15 protein-coding genes are annotated in these 15,907 nt (G+C 35.0%); all 15 read right to left on the bottom strand.

Translation table 11 applies throughout. The features are described from left to right. Positions 1-13: 13 nt before the first annotated feature. The 15 genes from GM661_RS17465 to GM661_RS17535 all read right to left on the bottom strand — a co-directional run bounded on the left by GM661_RS17465 (position 14) and on the right by GM661_RS17535 (position 15,892). The gene (locus GM661_RS17465; RefSeq protein ID WP_230867946.1) at positions 14-1,117 is read right to left on the bottom strand and encodes an iron-containing alcohol dehydrogenase family protein; all 1,104 of its coding nucleotides are present in this window, start codon (positions 1,115-1,117) and stop codon (positions 14-16) included. Positions 1,118-1,244: 127 nt separating this feature from the next. Beyond that, positions 1,245-1,424: a TRAP transporter large permease subunit gene (locus tag GM661_RS17470; RefSeq protein WP_230867947.1), complete on the bottom strand. Its 180-nt coding sequence runs from the start codon at positions 1,422-1,424 to the stop codon at positions 1,245-1,247. Positions 1,425-1,918: 494 nt separating this feature from the next. After that, the gene (locus tag GM661_RS17475; RefSeq protein ID WP_230867948.1) at positions 1,919-3,214 is read right to left on the bottom strand and encodes a TRAP transporter large permease; all 1,296 of its coding nucleotides are present in this window, start codon (positions 3,212-3,214) and stop codon (positions 1,919-1,921) included. Positions 3,215-3,236: 22 nt separating this feature from the next. After that, positions 3,237-3,722 (bottom strand): TRAP transporter small permease, encoded by a 486-nt coding sequence (locus GM661_RS17480; protein WP_230867949.1) that lies wholly within the window; start codon positions 3,720-3,722, stop codon positions 3,237-3,239. A gap of 76 nt (positions 3,723-3,798) precedes the next feature. Then, entirely contained in the window at positions 3,799-4,848 is a 1,050-nt protein-coding gene (locus GM661_RS17485) for a TRAP transporter substrate-binding protein (RefSeq protein ID WP_230867950.1), read from the bottom strand. Positions 4,849-5,311: 463 nt separating this feature from the next. Further along, the gene (locus GM661_RS17490) at positions 5,312-6,217 is read right to left on the bottom strand and encodes a dihydrodipicolinate synthase family protein (protein ID WP_205739304.1); all 906 of its coding nucleotides are present in this window, start codon (positions 6,215-6,217) and stop codon (positions 5,312-5,314) included. A gap of 129 nt (positions 6,218-6,346) precedes the next feature. After that, the gene (locus tag GM661_RS17495; RefSeq protein ID WP_230867951.1) at positions 6,347-7,063 is read right to left on the bottom strand and encodes a FadR/GntR family transcriptional regulator; all 717 of its coding nucleotides are present in this window, start codon (positions 7,061-7,063) and stop codon (positions 6,347-6,349) included. A 727-nt stretch (positions 7,064-7,790) separates the two neighbouring features. Further along, positions 7,791-8,207 (bottom strand): RbsD/FucU family protein, encoded by a 417-nt coding sequence (locus GM661_RS17500; RefSeq protein WP_230867952.1) that lies wholly within the window; start codon positions 8,205-8,207, stop codon positions 7,791-7,793. 8 nt (positions 8,208-8,215) lie between these two features. Then, positions 8,216-9,202: an ABC transporter permease gene (locus GM661_RS17505; protein ID WP_230867953.1), complete on the bottom strand. Its 987-nt coding sequence runs from the start codon at positions 9,200-9,202 to the stop codon at positions 8,216-8,218. Between the two features lie 14 nt (positions 9,203-9,216). Further along, entirely contained in the window at positions 9,217-10,707 is a 1,491-nt protein-coding gene (locus GM661_RS17510) for a sugar ABC transporter ATP-binding protein (protein WP_330165230.1), read from the bottom strand. 80 nt (positions 10,708-10,787) lie between these two features. Continuing rightward, positions 10,788-11,738, bottom strand: a complete 951-nt coding sequence (locus GM661_RS17515) for an ABC transporter substrate-binding protein (protein ID WP_230867954.1) — start codon at positions 11,736-11,738, stop codon at positions 10,788-10,790. Between the two features lie 228 nt (positions 11,739-11,966). Further along, entirely contained in the window at positions 11,967-12,998 is a 1,032-nt protein-coding gene (locus GM661_RS17520) for an aldo/keto reductase (RefSeq protein WP_230867955.1), read from the bottom strand. A 17-nt stretch (positions 12,999-13,015) separates the two neighbouring features. Further along, the gene (locus GM661_RS17525) at positions 13,016-13,948 is read right to left on the bottom strand and encodes a 1-phosphofructokinase family hexose kinase (RefSeq protein WP_230867956.1); all 933 of its coding nucleotides are present in this window, start codon (positions 13,946-13,948) and stop codon (positions 13,016-13,018) included. Then, positions 13,939-14,820 carry a class II fructose-1,6-bisphosphate aldolase gene (gene fba / locus GM661_RS17530; RefSeq protein ID WP_230867957.1) on the bottom strand — a complete coding sequence of 294 codons (882 nt, stop codon included), beginning with the start codon at positions 14,818-14,820 and terminating at the stop codon, positions 13,939-13,941. Before fba ends, GM661_RS17525 begins: the two co-directional genes overlap by 10 nt. Before the next feature lie 31 nt (positions 14,821-14,851). Then, complete coding sequence (locus tag GM661_RS17535) at positions 14,852-15,892, bottom strand: galactitol-1-phosphate 5-dehydrogenase (RefSeq protein WP_230867958.1); 1,041 nt, start codon at positions 15,890-15,892, stop codon at positions 14,852-14,854. Between the last annotated feature and the right edge of the window lie 15 nt (positions 15,893-15,907).

Raw genomic sequence — 15,907 nt, forward strand, 5'->3', positions numbered from 1 at the left:
TAAAAAACTTCCATTAATAATTGGGAACAGTATTTTCAAGTTTGTCTATAGCTAAAATAACCATTTCTTTACTTACCTTAAAGGGCATTAATCTCATCACTGGATCAGTAGTCGCTTTTTGGGCAACTCCCTCAATAATTTTTTTAGAATACGGAAGTTTTAAGCCCTTTAAAGAAGGTTCCAAACCAAGTTTCCTGAAGAAATATACTACTTCTTTAATCTCTTCCTCTGGCAGGTCTTCCATAAATAACTGAACAACTATACCATAGCCAACTTTTAAGCCATGTAATAACTCGTGGCTTTCTTCAATAATTGTTAAAGCATTATGGATAGAATGGGCTGCTGCACCACGACAGGTTTTTTGTCCAATACTTTGTATTATTCCAGTAGTAAAGATATTTAGATTTATAACATCCTTTAAAGCCTGTCCTGTTTTTTTAGACCTAACTAATTTAATTGCTTCTTCTCCCTGTTTATTTATTCGAGTATAGAGGAGTTCAGCCAATTTAATTGCCGATGCAGTAAAAATATCTGGATTATCAATATTTTTAACAGCTGCTCTCCCCTCATACCACTTAGACAGGGCATCAAGAATACCTGATGTAAAATACTTAACAGGGGCATTGGTAATTACTATTGGATCAACAAGTACTAAATCCGGGTTACTCCTTAGATAATAATCTAGTTGATATTCTCCAGCATCATTATAAACAATAGACAGAGGGGTTACTGCAGCACAAGTAGCAGCAATTGTCGGTATGGTTACTATTGGTAGACCACAGCGATCAGCAACAACTTTAGCACAGTCTAAAGACTTTCCTCCACCAACACCGATAATCACCTCAGCTGAAATGTTATTTGCCTTACTCATTATTAAATTAATATTGTTTTCACTACATTCCCCTTTAAATACATGTTTTTCCCAGGCTATACCTGCCTTATCTAAAGAACTAACTAAGTCATTTTCAATAGATTGCAGTGCTCTCGGCCCTCCACTAATCAAAGCTCTTTTCCCCAGTTCAGCAACAATTTGACCACTTTTTTTAATTAATCCTTCTTCATTCAAATATAACACTGGAGCAGTCTGCATATATTCCCGCATTACACCTTTTTTCATAACTATTACCTCCTTCTTTATTATAGTAAATTATTTATAAACAACTACATTAAATTGAATAATCTAGGTAAAAACAAAGATATTTGTGGAACAAAAACCAAAATCAATACTGCTATAAAGATAATCGCTAAATACGGCAAAATTTCTCTTCAAATTTTTCCCCTGATACACTACTAGCTGCAAATAGACATACACCTAACGGCGGTGTTATTAATCCAACATTCATGACAATTATCATAACTGTTCCAGCATGAAGAGGATGAAAACCAAGAACCAATAACATCTCAGAAAAAATAGGGGCTAACATAATACAGGCTGCTCCACTCTAAAGCCTGTTTGTCTATTTAATAGTAAAACTGTACCTCAGCTGATTAATCTTCCTAATATGCCCGCAAGATGTGGCAACTGTTCTACATCTTTTTCTTTCTTCCAGGCAATATAATACAATAACTATGACAAACCTCACAACTTACCTTAGCTACAAAAAACGCAACTGGGAAACTTAATTAAAAACGCGCCGTTAACGTTTTCGATGGACATATTTTTTGTCCATTTAAAATAATATGCAAGATAATTTATAGGCAACTTTCGTTTTTTGAAAACGTTAACGGTAACGTTAACGATATCTATACTATAATCATTTTAGTTTAATAAAACAAATATCATTAAATCGACTGACAACTAATTATCTCCTATTATATCTGTTTGTAATAAATTTTCTGATTTATTCTTAAACTTTTAATCTTCTTTTGTTTTTGACTTAAAATAATTAATCTTGGAAAAATACAATAATACTATTTTTTACCCAAAATATAATTTTGGTAAAAATAATATAATTTGTGGGAGATAGGTAATCAATAATAGGATTCCAATACTTGCTAACAAAAAGGGAATGATTTCTTTAATAACTTTTTCCATAGGAAGATTACTAATGATAGTACCCGTAAAAATTGCCTGCCCATATGGTGGTGTTATTAATCCAATCATTAAGTTTAATGCCATCACAACCCCAAAATGCACTGGATCTACCCCAAATTTAACCATGATAGGAAATACTACTGGTCCAATTATTAAAATAGCTGGGAGACTGTCCATAAACATTCCCCAAACAAGAAGAAATATATTCATCATAAATAATAGAATATAGACATTATCAGTAACTGTAGTTAAATAATTAGTAAGTAAAACAGGGACTTTCTCAACTGAAAGAATCCAACTAAAAACATTTGAAGCCGAAGAAAGCAATAAAAGTGCTGCCGAAACCATGGCTGACCTTTTTATTATTTTATAAAGATCCTTTAATTTAATATCCTTTCTTTTAAAAATCAAAGTCAAAATAAACCCATATAATACAGCTACTGCTGATGCCTCAGTGGGAGTAAAAACACCTGTTATGATTCCCCCAAGAATAATTATGGGCATAAAGAGAAAAGGAAGACTATTAATTACTACTGTCAAATATTCTTTCAATGAATTTTTTTTATTATAAAGTGGATAATTCCTCTTTTTAGCAATGAAAAAAATTATTGAACATTGGGCTATACCAATCAAGATACCAGGAATAGCTCCCCCTAATAACAAACGACCAATAGAAACCCCTGTAACTGCACCAATTAATACTAATGGAATACTAGGAGGAATAATTGGACCTTGTAAAGCAGAGGTAACTGTTACCGCAACACTAAAATCTTTGTCATAGCCACCCTCTTCCATCAATTCTATTTCTAAAGGACCTAGGCCAGATACATCAGCCAGCGCAGAACCTGAACAACCTCCAAAAAGCATACTTGCCAAGACATTCACATATGCTAGTCCTCCCCTGAAACGTCCAACAAATATATTAGCCAGTCTCAATAACTTATTACCTGTTCCAGAATAGACCATTAATTCACCAGCTAATATAAAAAATGGTATCGCCATTAAAGTAAAAATGTCTATCCCCGTAAACATTTGGTTGATAAGAATAAAAACATCTTTACCTGATCCCAAAAAATATACTAAACTTCCAAAAATCATTGCAAACGAAAGTGGCATACCCATAAACATTGACACTAAAAAGACAACTAACATCAATATAAATATATATGAAAAAATCATATTTTTTCTCCCCTCTTTAATTTTAGTCTTTCTCTTTAATAAACACTACTTTTAGATATTTTAATACTAATTGAATCATCATTAGAACAGAACCTATTGGAATACTGATAAATATCCAGTTAAAAGGAAGTCTTAAGGCTGGTGTTTTGGAATAGACTGCCATAACTGTTTTTTCCATACCATATTTAAACATATATATTAACAAAACAAATATGATAAGATCAATAATAATAAACCATACTCTCCTGAAAGTAGGTGAAAATCTGTTTATAACAAATGTTAAAGAAGGGTGCCTATTTTTATTATAGGCAGAACATATTCCTATAAAAACTAGATATACCATCAAATATCTAGCAGCCTCTTCAGCGCCAAACCAAGGATTATTGATAACATATCTTTTCCAAACTCCAATAATAATAACAATAAACATAGCAATAAATAACAAACTGATAATCAAATTAATTAATTCTGTAAAATATAAATCAATTTTTTCTATAGTTTTCTTCAAATTAACCCCCCCTTTATATATTGTTGGCTTTCCACCTTTAATAAAGCGGAAAGCCAACATATATTTTTATACTATCTTAGAAAGTTTCTTCTGCTAATTTTTGTTCAGCTTTTTCAACTGCATCAAGAAACTCATCTACTACCTGATCACCTATTTTTTCTCTCATCCATTTCTCAACAGGGGGTCTGGCCACTTTTTGGAAGGCACGTTTTTCTTCAGGTGAAAGGGCATATATTTTCATACCTTTTTCCCTGAGTTCTTCTATTGCTATAACATCAAGTAATCCACCAAAACCATTATAAGTATTCATAGCATTACGGCTTCCATGGTATAAGGCCTGTTGAAGGTCTTCAGGTAAACTCTGGTACCATTCTTCATTAATTAAAATAGCACCTACCGCTAAGAGATGTCCATCCAATGACATATATTTTTGAACCTCATGAAAACTCTCTGACAAAATTAGGCTTGCTGGGTTTTCCTGTCCATCTATTACCCCGGTTTCTAAACTAGTATATACCTCCATAAATGGTACTGGTACTGGACTTGCTCCTAATGCTTTAACCATTTCTGTATGGGGGACTGTCTCCATTACTCTAATTTTTAAACCATTTAAATCTTCAGGAGATTTGATAGGTCTTACATTATTTGTGAAATGTCTAAATCCGAATGGTTCAAGACCAAGGATTCTAATGCCCGTTTTTTTTGCACAATCTTCTATGATTTTTTGAGTAAAAGGATTATTAGTATCAAGAACCCTTTTAGCTACTTCTCTTGAAGAAAAAACATAAGGTAAATCAAATATGCTTAAAGGTTCATAATACATTGAAGCTAAAACCCCTGAAGCAATATCTGTAACCTCAATAGTTCCTCGCCTTACTTGTTCAGTTGCAGATCTTTGATCCCCCAACTGTCCTGCAGGATATAATTCTACTTTGATCCGTCCACCAGATAAGCGCTCTACTTCTTGTTTGAAGACCCATGCCTGAGCAGTACTAGATGTCTTCATAGGATCTGCCTGGGTATTCCATGAATACTTCATTACATATTCTTCTTTAGCCAACGAAACACTTCCTAAAAGAACCACACATACACCTAAAGTTAGTAAAAAACAAAAAACTCTTTTCATTTTAATCCTCCTCTTTATTTTTTAGATATTAGAACCCAAACTAAATCAATACCGTCTAGTCTCCTCTATCTTGAATCTTAATAAACTTTTGCATTTTATACTTTCTGCAACTTTACTTGAAGTATTTCAACAGAATTAAAAACAATATGTTTTTAAAATTCTGTCTTTTAAACGGCAATATCGTTGCTAATAAATCGTCCAACTAGTTAATTTGTCATACATAGGAAGTGCTAGTATATAATAAACAGGTTTGTGCATAAATACTATAACGATTAATTTGTTTTTTTATAGATGATGGCATTGAACTTATTAAAATAGTTAATTATACAATTTAATTATAAATAGTTTCAAATCTTTTGAAATATATAAGTTCAATGCCATCTTAATTTAAATATGCCTTTTAATACAACAGCAAAGTGTGAAGGATTTTCTGTATAAACTTAACAGCCATAAAAATTACTCTTTAGATACTTAACAATATTTCTAATGGTTTTTCCATCCTCTTCTTAAATTCAGGATCTAATTCTTTTAAAGGTTTTCTTGGAATACCAACATTAGCACCTTGAACATTTGCTGCCCATTTTAACATTTCTAACCAGTGTACTTGAGCATTAACCTCTGGATCCATAAAGAAATTTATAAACGGTATGAATTTATCCCAGATTGCCCTTCCTTTATCAAGATCTTTTTCAACCATTACTGCTTCCTGTAAGGCTCTACATTGTTTTGGAAATGTTGCTGGAAATCCTGAAAGCCATCCATCTGCTCCAGCTGCTAATCCTTGTAAGGCAGCATAGTCATGTCCATAAAAAACAGTCATCTTATCTCCACATTCAAACTTCATGTCTGATACTCTGTTTGCATCACCGTGAGCTGCTTTTACACCTGTTAATACCCCTTCATCAACAAGTATTTTTGCTTCTTTAGCAGTTAATTCATAACCAGCAAACCAAGGATTATTATATAGTATCATTGGTAATTCTGTTGCTTTATGAATTTCTCTAAGATGATTCATTGCTGCTGCTTTGTATGGTTTATAGTAATAAGGTAAAATTACCATTAGACCATCAACACCAACATTTTTTGCATGGATACTAAGTTCAAGTGTTTCAGGGGTTGAATATTTACCAGTACCAGCATAACAAGGTATTTGACCTGCAACATACTTTGTAACATGCTCAATAACTCTTTTTTGCTCTTCCATAAACATACCAGCACTTTCGCCAGTACTTCCACAGGGAACTATTGACTGAATCCCATTATCAATCAGCCAGTCAATATACTTTTCTGTTCCTTTTTCATCATAAGTTCCATCACTTTTTTTCCATACTGTAAACATTGGTGGAAAAATCCCATAAGCCTTTTTCATTAATAACATCTCCTAATCTTGTATTATAAACTTACATAATTAAAAAATTTAATTAAAAATTTAAGACCAATTCCAATATTACTTTTAATTTGGTATGTTGTCAGACCAATTATACTTTAAAAAAACTATTTAGTTTTTCTTTATTAATTTAATTGCATCAGAAAGAGCACTATTAACATGTGATGTCATTGCACTAACAGCTCTTGCAACATCTTTTGTACTCATTGCATTTATTATTTCCTGATGAGCTTCGTATGCATTTTCAGCATTTTCTTTAATTGAGAATATTTTAATCCTGTATTCTAAAATTGCTTCAGAAATTTTTTCGTTTATTGAAATTAACAAGTTGTTACGAGTAGCTTCACTTACATAGCTATGAAACGTATTATCGATAACTTCCATTTTTATTACATTATTTTCTTTGATAGCTGTTTTTAGCTTTTGATTTGTTGAATTTAAATCTTTCATTAGTTTTTCAAATTCCTCATCTGATGATCGTTTTAAAGCCAGCTTAATTGCCAATGGCTCCATTGCAAGTCTAATATCCATCAAATCAGTAATTTGCAGTTCATGTTCAGAAAACCAATTAGCTATGTTAAGAGATTCATTTTCATTCTTTCTTAATACATATGTGCCTTTTCCCTGTTTTACTTTTACCAATCCCAGGGCCTGTAAAACCTTTATTGCTTCTCTTACTGTAGACCTACCAACATTCAATTTTCGGGACAAAACTCTTTCAGTTGGCAGCTTGTCACCTATCTTTATTTTGCCCATTATTATTTCATCTTTTAAAGTTTTTATAACACTATCTAAAGTTGACATTTTTTCTATTGGTTTAATTTTCATATTATTACTCTTTCCTTACTTGATTTAAAATTGGTCTGACATCTTATAAGACAACTATAACATCTCCAAATTTTCTTGTCAATAATTTAATAGATTATATATCTCCTCCCTTCATTAGTAGAAAATTTAAAGTCAAAACTTATTTAGTTATAAAAACAAAATATAGTAATTGAATAACCAAGCCGTTAACATTTCTAATAGATATATCTATTTGTTGTAATATTACAAGTCTAACATCTCTTTACAGCTAATATTTAATGCAACTTAATCATATTGTTCAATAACGTTACCGGTAACGTTATCGTTATTTATATTATACCCTGCCCAGCATTATTCTAACAAACACCAATAAACTGATTGACAACTAATTATCTCCTGTTAGATCTGTTTATAATAAATTTTCTGACTTATTCTTAAATTTTTAATCTTTTTTATCTTTGCCCTTTACTATCCCTAAATTTACTCGGACTCTGTCCGGCATATTTCTTAAAAATGCGGCTGAAATAGGCCGGTTCCAGATAACCTATCTTTTTTGATTTCCAAGCCTGCTACCCCTATTACTTACCAGTATTTATTTGTAATTTTCTCAATCAATTAAATTTAAACACTTTTCGAAAATATTTCCCATGTAGAAATGAGGTCTATTATTTATACTTTTTTCCATCCCTATAAAACCCTATAAGACCGGCAGAATGCCGGCCCTATATATTATAAATCCTATTTACAATTATACTACACCTATTGTTAACAAAATATTTGCATAAACCCTCTGTTCACCACTTACAATTACCAGACATAAGTCATCATTTTCCACACACTGATCATAAAAATCAAAACGCTTTTCCTTATTAAAACCTACTTCTGAACCCAGGCATTCCTTAAATTCAAGGAATATCTCCGGCTCTTCACCCTCCCCAGGTTCCATAACTGTAACAGACTCGATACTAATTGTTTTATTTAATACATCAAGTATATCTGTCACCTTCACTAAACCCGGAGTCAGATTTAAGTAAACAGTCTCAACCCCCTGTTTAACCTGGGTGCTGGCTGGATAATTTCCATCTGTTATTAAGACTTGGGCCCCATGTCCTGCTGCAGCAAGAGCTTGTAATATTCTTGGATGTATTAACTTCGTTTTTAGCATTAAACCACCTATTCCTGACTAAAAGATTTTTCGCGTCTTTTTCTATCATAAATTACAGCTACAATTATTATTACACCAATTACAATTCTCTGTACAAATTCAGAGATATTTAATAAATTAGCGCCATTCCGTAATACTCCTATTATTAAAGCACCTATAATAGTACCAATAATACTACCTTCCCCACCCAGCAGACTGGTTCCACCAATAACTGCTGAAGCAATTGCATCCATCTCATAACCAGTACCTGCTGTTGGCTGGCCCGTTATCAAACGAGAAGACTGAACAACACCGGCCAAACCAGCCATTAATCCCGAAATACTATAAATAATCATTGTGTACTTATCTACATTAATACCAGATAATAAAGTAGCATCCTTATTACTACCAATGGCATAAGTATACCTACCAATCTTGGTTTTACTTAACACAATATGGGCAAGTACTGCCACAACTGTTAATATTACTAGCGGTACAGGAATAATTCCAAACAACCTACCTGCCCCTAAAAAATCATACTCCGGAGGCAATTGATAAACAGGAATACCACCTGTTAACAGTAAACTTATCCCCCTAGCTATGCCCATCATACCAAGGGTGGCAATAAAAGCATGTATCTTCCCTTTTGCTGTTATAAATCCATTTATAAAACCAGCAACTAGGCCTGTAATCAATCCTAATAGGATTGCCAGATACATATTTAAACCATTTGCCATTGTTAAAGTTGCTACTATACCACTTAAACCCAGTATTGAACCAACAGATAAATCTATACCCGCAGTAATTATAACAAATGTAACACCAATACCCATCAGGGCAATAACGGTTGTTTGTACACCAATAGCCAGAAGATTATCCACTGTTAGAAAATAAGGGGAGGCAATAGTCAAGATTAAAGATATTATTATTAACCCCGTAAATGGTATGATTTTTTCTGAAAATTTACTTATAAACAGTTTCAAATCTTTTTTTTCTTCACTCTTTATATTTTCCATTTTTATCCTCCTCTTTAAGACATATTCCTGGTAGCATATTTCATAATCTTTTCCTGAGTAGCCTCACTACCATCAATCTCTCCAGTCATCACACCATTAGACATGACTACTATTCTATCACTCATAGCAAGTATTTCTGGTAAATATGATGAAACCATTATTATAGCAGTACCCTGTTCAGCTAACATATTCATTACCTTAAATATCTCACGTTTAGCGCCTACATCTATCCCCCGTGTCGGTTCATCAAAGAACAATATCTCAGATTTACTGCACAGCCATTTGGAAATAACTACTTTTTGCTGGTTACCTCCACTTAAAAATTTAACCTTCTGGTTCAGTGAAGGGGTTTTAATCTTTAACTCATCTTTATACTTAGCAGCAATCCTTCTTTCTTCCTGTTTATAGATCAAACCATGTCTTATATAATTATCTAAGGTACTAAGACTAATATTCTCATCAACAGCCAAATCCAGAGCCAGCCCCTGTTCCTTTCTACTTTCTGGAACTAAACCAATACCATATTCTATAGCATCTTTAGGTGAATTTATCTTAACTTCTTTATTGTCTACATAAATTTTACCAGTTGTAATGGGATCAACCCCAAAAATAGCCCGGAGAATCTCGGTGCGACCTGAACCAACCAGCCCGGCAATCCCAAGTATTTCACCTTCTCTAACTGAAAAAGACACCTTACTAATCACATTCCGGCGTGAAAGGTTTTCTACCCTTAGTTTTTCCGAACCTATCTTGACATTACGTTTAGGATATAATTCCTTAATTTCTCTACCTACCATTAACTCAATTAATCTATCAGGATCTGTTGAAGCCGCTACAGTATCTATTTTCCGACCATCCCTGAGAATCGTCACCTGGTCTCCAACCTGTTTTATCTCTTCTAACAAATGCGAGATATAGATTATTGACCTACCTTCACTCTTTAATTGTCTAATAATATCAAATAGTATATTCTTTTCTTCTGCAGTCAGGGCAGCTGTTGGTTCATCCATAATTATTACCTGGGCATTTATTGATACAGCCTTAGCAATTTCAACCATCTGCTGATAGGCTACACTCAAGTTTTTAACCTTTTCTTTAGGAGAAATATTAACATTTAATCTATCCAGTATTTTCCGGGTTTGCCGATACATTTCTTTATCATCTAATAAAATATTACTGCTAGATTCTCTTCCCAGGAAAATATTCTCCTGCACAGTCAGGTGTGGGGCAAGATTAAATTCCTGGTATATCATACTTATTCCTAAGTCCATAGCATGCCGTGGGTTTTCCAGGTTTATCTCTTTACCATTTAAAAATATTTTCCCACTACTTTTCTGGTAAGCACCAGTTAAAACCTTCATTAAGGTAGATTTACCAGCACCATTCTCACCTAATAAGACATGAATTTCTCCTTTTTTTACCTCCAGATCAACATTATCTAGTGCCAGAACCCCAGGAAACTGTTTTGTGATATTTTTCATATTTATAACTAAATTATCACTCAATATAATCCCCCTTTCTTAATAAGTAGTGTATCTACACCTAGTTTTGTGTAGATACACATTAAATCAATTATCCTTTCACTTTATTCGTTTGGGAATAATACTTTATGAACTACCGGGTCATTTAAATTACTTCTGGTAGCAACTATCGAACCTGTATCAACAAATTCAGGGATATCTTCTCCATTTATGGCCTTAATAGCATACTGTACCCCCAGATAACCCATCTGATAAGGACGTTGTACTACTAAAGCATCTACTGAACCTTCTTTTAACTGTTTAATTAAAGTATCTCCACTATCAAAACTAACCAGGACAACATCATCTTCTAAACCCCTTGACTTCAAGGCTCTACCAGCACCAACACCACCAGGTAGATTGGCTGCAAAAATTGCCTTCAAATTAGGGTTAGCTGTTAACATATTTTCCGTAACCTGCATTGCTGTAGCTATATCAGCCTGGGAATACTGTGTAGCTACTACTTCTAAGCCAGGGTATTTTTCTAAACCATCTTTAAAACCGTTTTCTCTGGCCATTGAAGTAGCAGCACCAGCTACAAAAGGTATAACACCTACCTCACCCTCTTCACCAGTAAGAATTGCTAAAATATCTGCTGCCTTCATGGCAGCCTTTTCATTATCTGTTGATACATGAGCCATAACAACACTATCATCTGCTACCCCAGAATCTATAGTAATAACAGGTATCCCTTTATTTTGAGCCTTTTTAAGGGGAGGAACCAGGGCATTGGCATCAGTAGCTGCCATAACTATGGCATCGACATTTTTGATAACATTATTTTCGATTACATTTACCTGTTTAGCAATATCAGTCTCTTTTTGGGGTCCCTGCCAGACAATGTTTGCCCCAAATTCTTCAGCAGCTGCCTCAGCACCAGCTTTAACTACCAACCAGTATGGTGAATCAGTACCCTTTGGTGACACAAGGATTGTGGGCTTTCCCGCCAGAACATGCCCACTAACAGCCAATACTAAAACCAACAACAATGAAACAATTAAATTTCTTTTACTCATAGATTAAATCCTCCTTTAAATTTTAGACTAGACTATTCCTAAAACCTGACCATAAACCTGTCCTTGATCACCTCCTTTAATTTAATCTTAAATAACAGGTTCTTTAATTATCACCCTTTAAAAAATAGCTTTTCACAATAATAAGCACATTTTATACAGTTATAATTTTATCGATTTTTATCAAAACAAACCAGTATAGTAGAGAAATATTATCAAGAAAATACTAACTTATTTTGTAATCTCACCATCTAGATCCCATATGTCTCTCCAATCATTCGCTCCTTCCCAAAGGAAAACCTGACCCTTAATGAGGCGACAATTCTTATTAATCCCTGCAATCTCTTTCATTTCCTCTTCACTAAGTGGGTCTTCTACTGTACAGCGAAGATTACTCAAATATTCATTCCGGTGAATTGAAAATGGTATCGGTACCTGCCCCCGCTGTACTGCCCATTTAACACAAATTACAGCAGGATGTACCTTATGTTTTTCAGCTATCTTAACAATAACCGGGTCCTCTATATCAACTGTATCATTTTCTGTTTTATCACGGTCAGGACGGGTTGGTGAACCAATCGGTGTAAAACCTATTGGCAATATTTCATTGTCCTTACAAAAGTTAAAGAACTCAGGCTGTTGAAAATGGGGATGCAGCTCCATCTCATTACAAGCCGGTTTGATTTCAGCATCTCTCAATAGGAGTTTCATTTTAGGGATGGTCATATTAGAAGTACCAATATGTTTTACTAACCCTTTTTTCACCAGTTTCTCCATTTCACGCCAGGTCTCCATAAAATGCTCATGGATATAAGGTTCAGCATCCGGGTCCCGGGAATCAACACTTACCCCTGGTGCATGGTGGTTGGGAAAAGGCCAGTGAACAAGATATAAATCAAGATAGTCTAACTGCAAATCCTTAAGTGATTTTTCACAGGCTGGAATTACATTACCTTTACCATGACTATTATTCCATAACTTAGAAGTAATCCACAGCTCTTCCCTGTCCAACACCTCCAATATTTCCTTTAATGACTCACCAATCAGATCCTCATTATGATAAGCAGCAGCACAATCAAAATGTCTGTACCCCACTGCTGCAGCACCCTTAACAGCTTCAGCGATATCTCCAGCACTAAAACGGTCAGAACCATAGGTGCCCATTCCAACACCAGGTATTTTATCACCATCATACAAAGTCCTTTGAGGAACCTTATTGGGGTCAACCCCCTCCTCAGCAATTCTAAATCTTTCTGTAGTCATATCTATCCCTCCATTTTTTAATTTACCTCTACACATTCTATTTCTTCAAAATAATCATCAACTAACTCTTTAGAAACCATTCCCGTCTTAAAAAATTGAGTATTTGCTGCCCCACAGGCCATCCCCAGTTTTATAACATCAATTAGCGCTCTCCCCTGACTTAAAGCAACAGCACAACCTGCTATAAAAGAATCACCTGAACCAACAGTATTCTTGACTTTTAACAGAGGCCCTTTAAAATGATAAACCTGTTTTTTAATTACAGTTAGACACCCATTTCTCCCTAAAGAAATGACAGGCAGTTCAATACCCTGCTTCTTGAACTCCCATAAAACACCTATATAATCACTTATGTCTGAAAGCCTTTGGCCAGCAATCTGTTCAACCTCATCCTGATTTGGTTTTATCATATAGGGAATAGACTTAATCCCCTCTACCAGGTATTCTCCACTACTATCCAGTATAAATTTCTTATCTCTACTTTTAGCAATATTAATCAAAATTTTATAGAAATCAACCGGAATACCTTCCGGCAGACTCCCTGAAGCTGTAACAACATCAACTCCATCCAGTAATTTATTATAGTGTTCCAGAAAATTTTCAAGTTCCTGCCTGCTTACAATTGGACCATTTTCTAAGATTTCTGTTGAAGTAGTATTTTTCTGGTCTGTGATATTAATACAAATTCGGGTCTCACCTGTAATCTCCATAAATTCACTTATAATCCCCCGTTTTTGAACCTCTTTACTAATAAATTGTCCATTATTTCCACCCAGCAGTCCGGCAGCAGTAACAGATTCTCCCAACAAATATGCCACCCTGGCTACATTTAATCCTTTACCACCAGCAGTGGCTGTCATATCCCTGGGCCGAAAAACAGCATCAACTGCAAAATCATCTACCGAATAAACCTTATCTATGGCTGGATTCATTGTAATGGCTAACAACATTCATATTCCTCCAGTGTGTTTAATAACTTATTAGAACTGCAGAGCCTTATCTTTTCTTTAACCACCTTCTTAACAGCCTCTCTACCTAAACCCAGATATTTACGAGGGTCATTCCCTTCTGGATTGTCAGCAAAATAATTCTGAATTGACCGGGCCAGAGGTATTTTTAGTTCAGTAGCTATATTTACTTTAGATATCCCCCGTTTAATTGCCTCACGGACACTATCAGCAGGCACGCCTGATGCCCCGTGTAGGACAAGAGGAATATCAACCAGTTCTTTGATAGCTGATAACCTATCAAAATCAAGTTTAGGTTCCCCCTGATACATACCATGAGCAGTTCCAATAGCAATAGCCAAGGTATCGATACCAGTAGTCTCCATAAAATCTTTAGCCTCTGCTGGTATTGTTAATGAAGCCTCCCTTTCATCTACACTTAAATCATCCTCTGTCCCACCGATCCTACCTATCTCTGCCTCCACAGCTACACCCACAGCATGGGCCATTTTAACAACCTCTTTTACCAGAGAAACATTCTCCTCATATGGTAATTTTGCTGCATCAATCATCACTGAAGTATACCCATTCCTTAAGGCCTGGGCAATCACCTCATAGGATGAACAGTGATCAAGATGAAGTGCTATCGGGATATTTACCTCAGTAGCAATGGTTTTAACAATATTGGCAATACACGAAACCCCTGCATGCCTTAAGGTGCCAGGAGTAGTAGCTATCATTACTGGAGATTTCTCCTCAACTGCTGCCTCGATCACCCCCTGAACTGTTTCCATATTATGAATATTAAAAGCTGGAATAGCTATACTATTTTTTTGAGCTTGTTTTATAAGATATAACGGATTAACTAAAGACATCTTATTCCTCCCCTTTAAAAACTAAAATTAATTATACCTCTAACATAACCTTTCCCTTTATCTTTCCCTGGTCTATATCCTCAAAAGCAGTCCAGATTTCCTTTAGTGGTATTACCCTATCTAAGAGTTTTTCGATCCTTATTTTCTTTTTTCCCAGGTAATAAGCACCCAGTGTCCATTCTTTACCAGGGAATGGTGCTGAATAAGACATCCAGGAACCCCTGACCGTTAATTCCTTTCTATTTAAATACTCAAACTGTTCCGGGGTAATCTTAAAAGCAGTATGTGGTGTACCAATATACATTACACTCCCCTTATTAGCTGCTATCTCCAGACATAAAAGCTCAGTCTGTGGTACCCCTGCTGTCTCTAAAACCATCTCAAATCCATTACCATCGGTAATATCATTTACCCTCTCCCGGAAATTTTTATTCCTTGTATTAATTAGATAATCTGCGCCCAGCTCTTCAGCTAATGCCAGTTTATCTTCATCGATATCAAAAACAGTTATCTCTTTGGCACCCATAATTTTAGCAGCCTGTAATGTTAGTAACCCAATTGTCCCCATTCCGGTAATAGCAACACTGGTCATAGGTTTAAAGTCCATCAAAAATAGACCGTGTAGGGCTACAGTAATCGGCTCCAGGAAAGCCCCCTGAACATATGATACCCCTTCCGGTAGTTTAACAAGATTCATTTCAGGAACCTTAACATATTCAGCCCAGGTCCCAAATTCCCTGGAACCAATAAAGCTATAGTTATTACATAAAGCAAAATCCCCTTTTAAACAACTCTCACACTGATGACAGGGTTTTAATGGGGCCGCAGTAACTCGATCACCCTTTATGAAGTCAGCCCTCACACCCCTTCCTATCTCTGCTATTTCCCCTGCAAATTCATGTCCAAATACATTAGGGTAGTAATGTGATGCGTCACCCAGGACCCTGGGCAGATCTGAACCACAGATACCTGTTGCTTTAACCCTGATTAAAACCTCATGTTCATTAATTTCAGGTCTACTGATCTCTTCATACCGCAAATCCCTCTTCCCATGTAATACCGCTGCCTTCATTATTAATTAACCTCC

Origin of the sequence: Iocasia fonsfrigidae (assembly GCF_017751145.1) — a bacterium.
Lineage (GTDB): Bacteria > Bacillota > Halanaerobiia > Halanaerobiales > DTU029 > Iocasia > Iocasia fonsfrigidae.

Excerpts from the sequence above, each read along its gene's own strand:
- GM661_RS17520 (WP_230867955.1), bottom strand. The coding sequence starts at position 12,998 with ATGACTACAGAAAGATTTAGAATTGCTGAGGAGGGGGTTGACCCCAAT.
- GM661_RS17505 (WP_230867953.1), bottom strand. The coding sequence starts at position 9,202 with ATGGAAAATATAAAGAGTGAAGAAAAAAAAGATTTGAAACTGTTTATA.
- GM661_RS17495 (WP_230867951.1), bottom strand. The coding sequence starts at position 7,063 with ATGAAAATTAAACCAATAGAAAAAATGTCAACTTTAGATAGTGTTATA.
- GM661_RS17535 (WP_230867958.1), bottom strand. The coding sequence starts at position 15,892 with ATGAAGGCAGCGGTATTACATGGGAAGAGGGATTTGCGGTATGAAGAG.
- GM661_RS17475 (WP_230867948.1), bottom strand. The coding sequence starts at position 3,214 with ATGATTTTTTCATATATATTTATATTGATGTTAGTTGTCTTTTTAGTG.
- GM661_RS17490 (WP_205739304.1), bottom strand. The coding sequence starts at position 6,217 with ATGAAAAAGGCTTATGGGATTTTTCCACCAATGTTTACAGTATGGAAA.
- GM661_RS17500 (WP_230867952.1), bottom strand. The coding sequence starts at position 8,207 with ATGCTAAAAACGAAGTTAATACATCCAAGAATATTACAAGCTCTTGCT.
- fba (WP_230867957.1), bottom strand. The coding sequence starts at position 14,820 with ATGTCTTTAGTTAATCCGTTATATCTTATAAAACAAGCTCAAAAAAAT.
- GM661_RS17465 (WP_230867946.1), bottom strand. The coding sequence starts at position 1,117 with ATGAAAAAAGGTGTAATGCGGGAATATATGCAGACTGCTCCAGTGTTA.
- GM661_RS17485 (WP_230867950.1), bottom strand. The coding sequence starts at position 4,848 with ATGAAAAGAGTTTTTTGTTTTTTACTAACTTTAGGTGTATGTGTGGTT.
- GM661_RS17515 (WP_230867954.1), bottom strand. The coding sequence starts at position 11,738 with ATGAGTAAAAGAAATTTAATTGTTTCATTGTTGTTGGTTTTAGTATTG.
- GM661_RS17525 (WP_230867956.1), bottom strand. The coding sequence starts at position 13,948 with ATGTTGTTAGCCATTACAATGAATCCAGCCATAGATAAGGTTTATTCG.
- GM661_RS17470 (WP_230867947.1), bottom strand. The coding sequence starts at position 1,424 with ATGTTAGCCCCTATTTTTTCTGAGATGTTATTGGTTCTTGGTTTTCAT.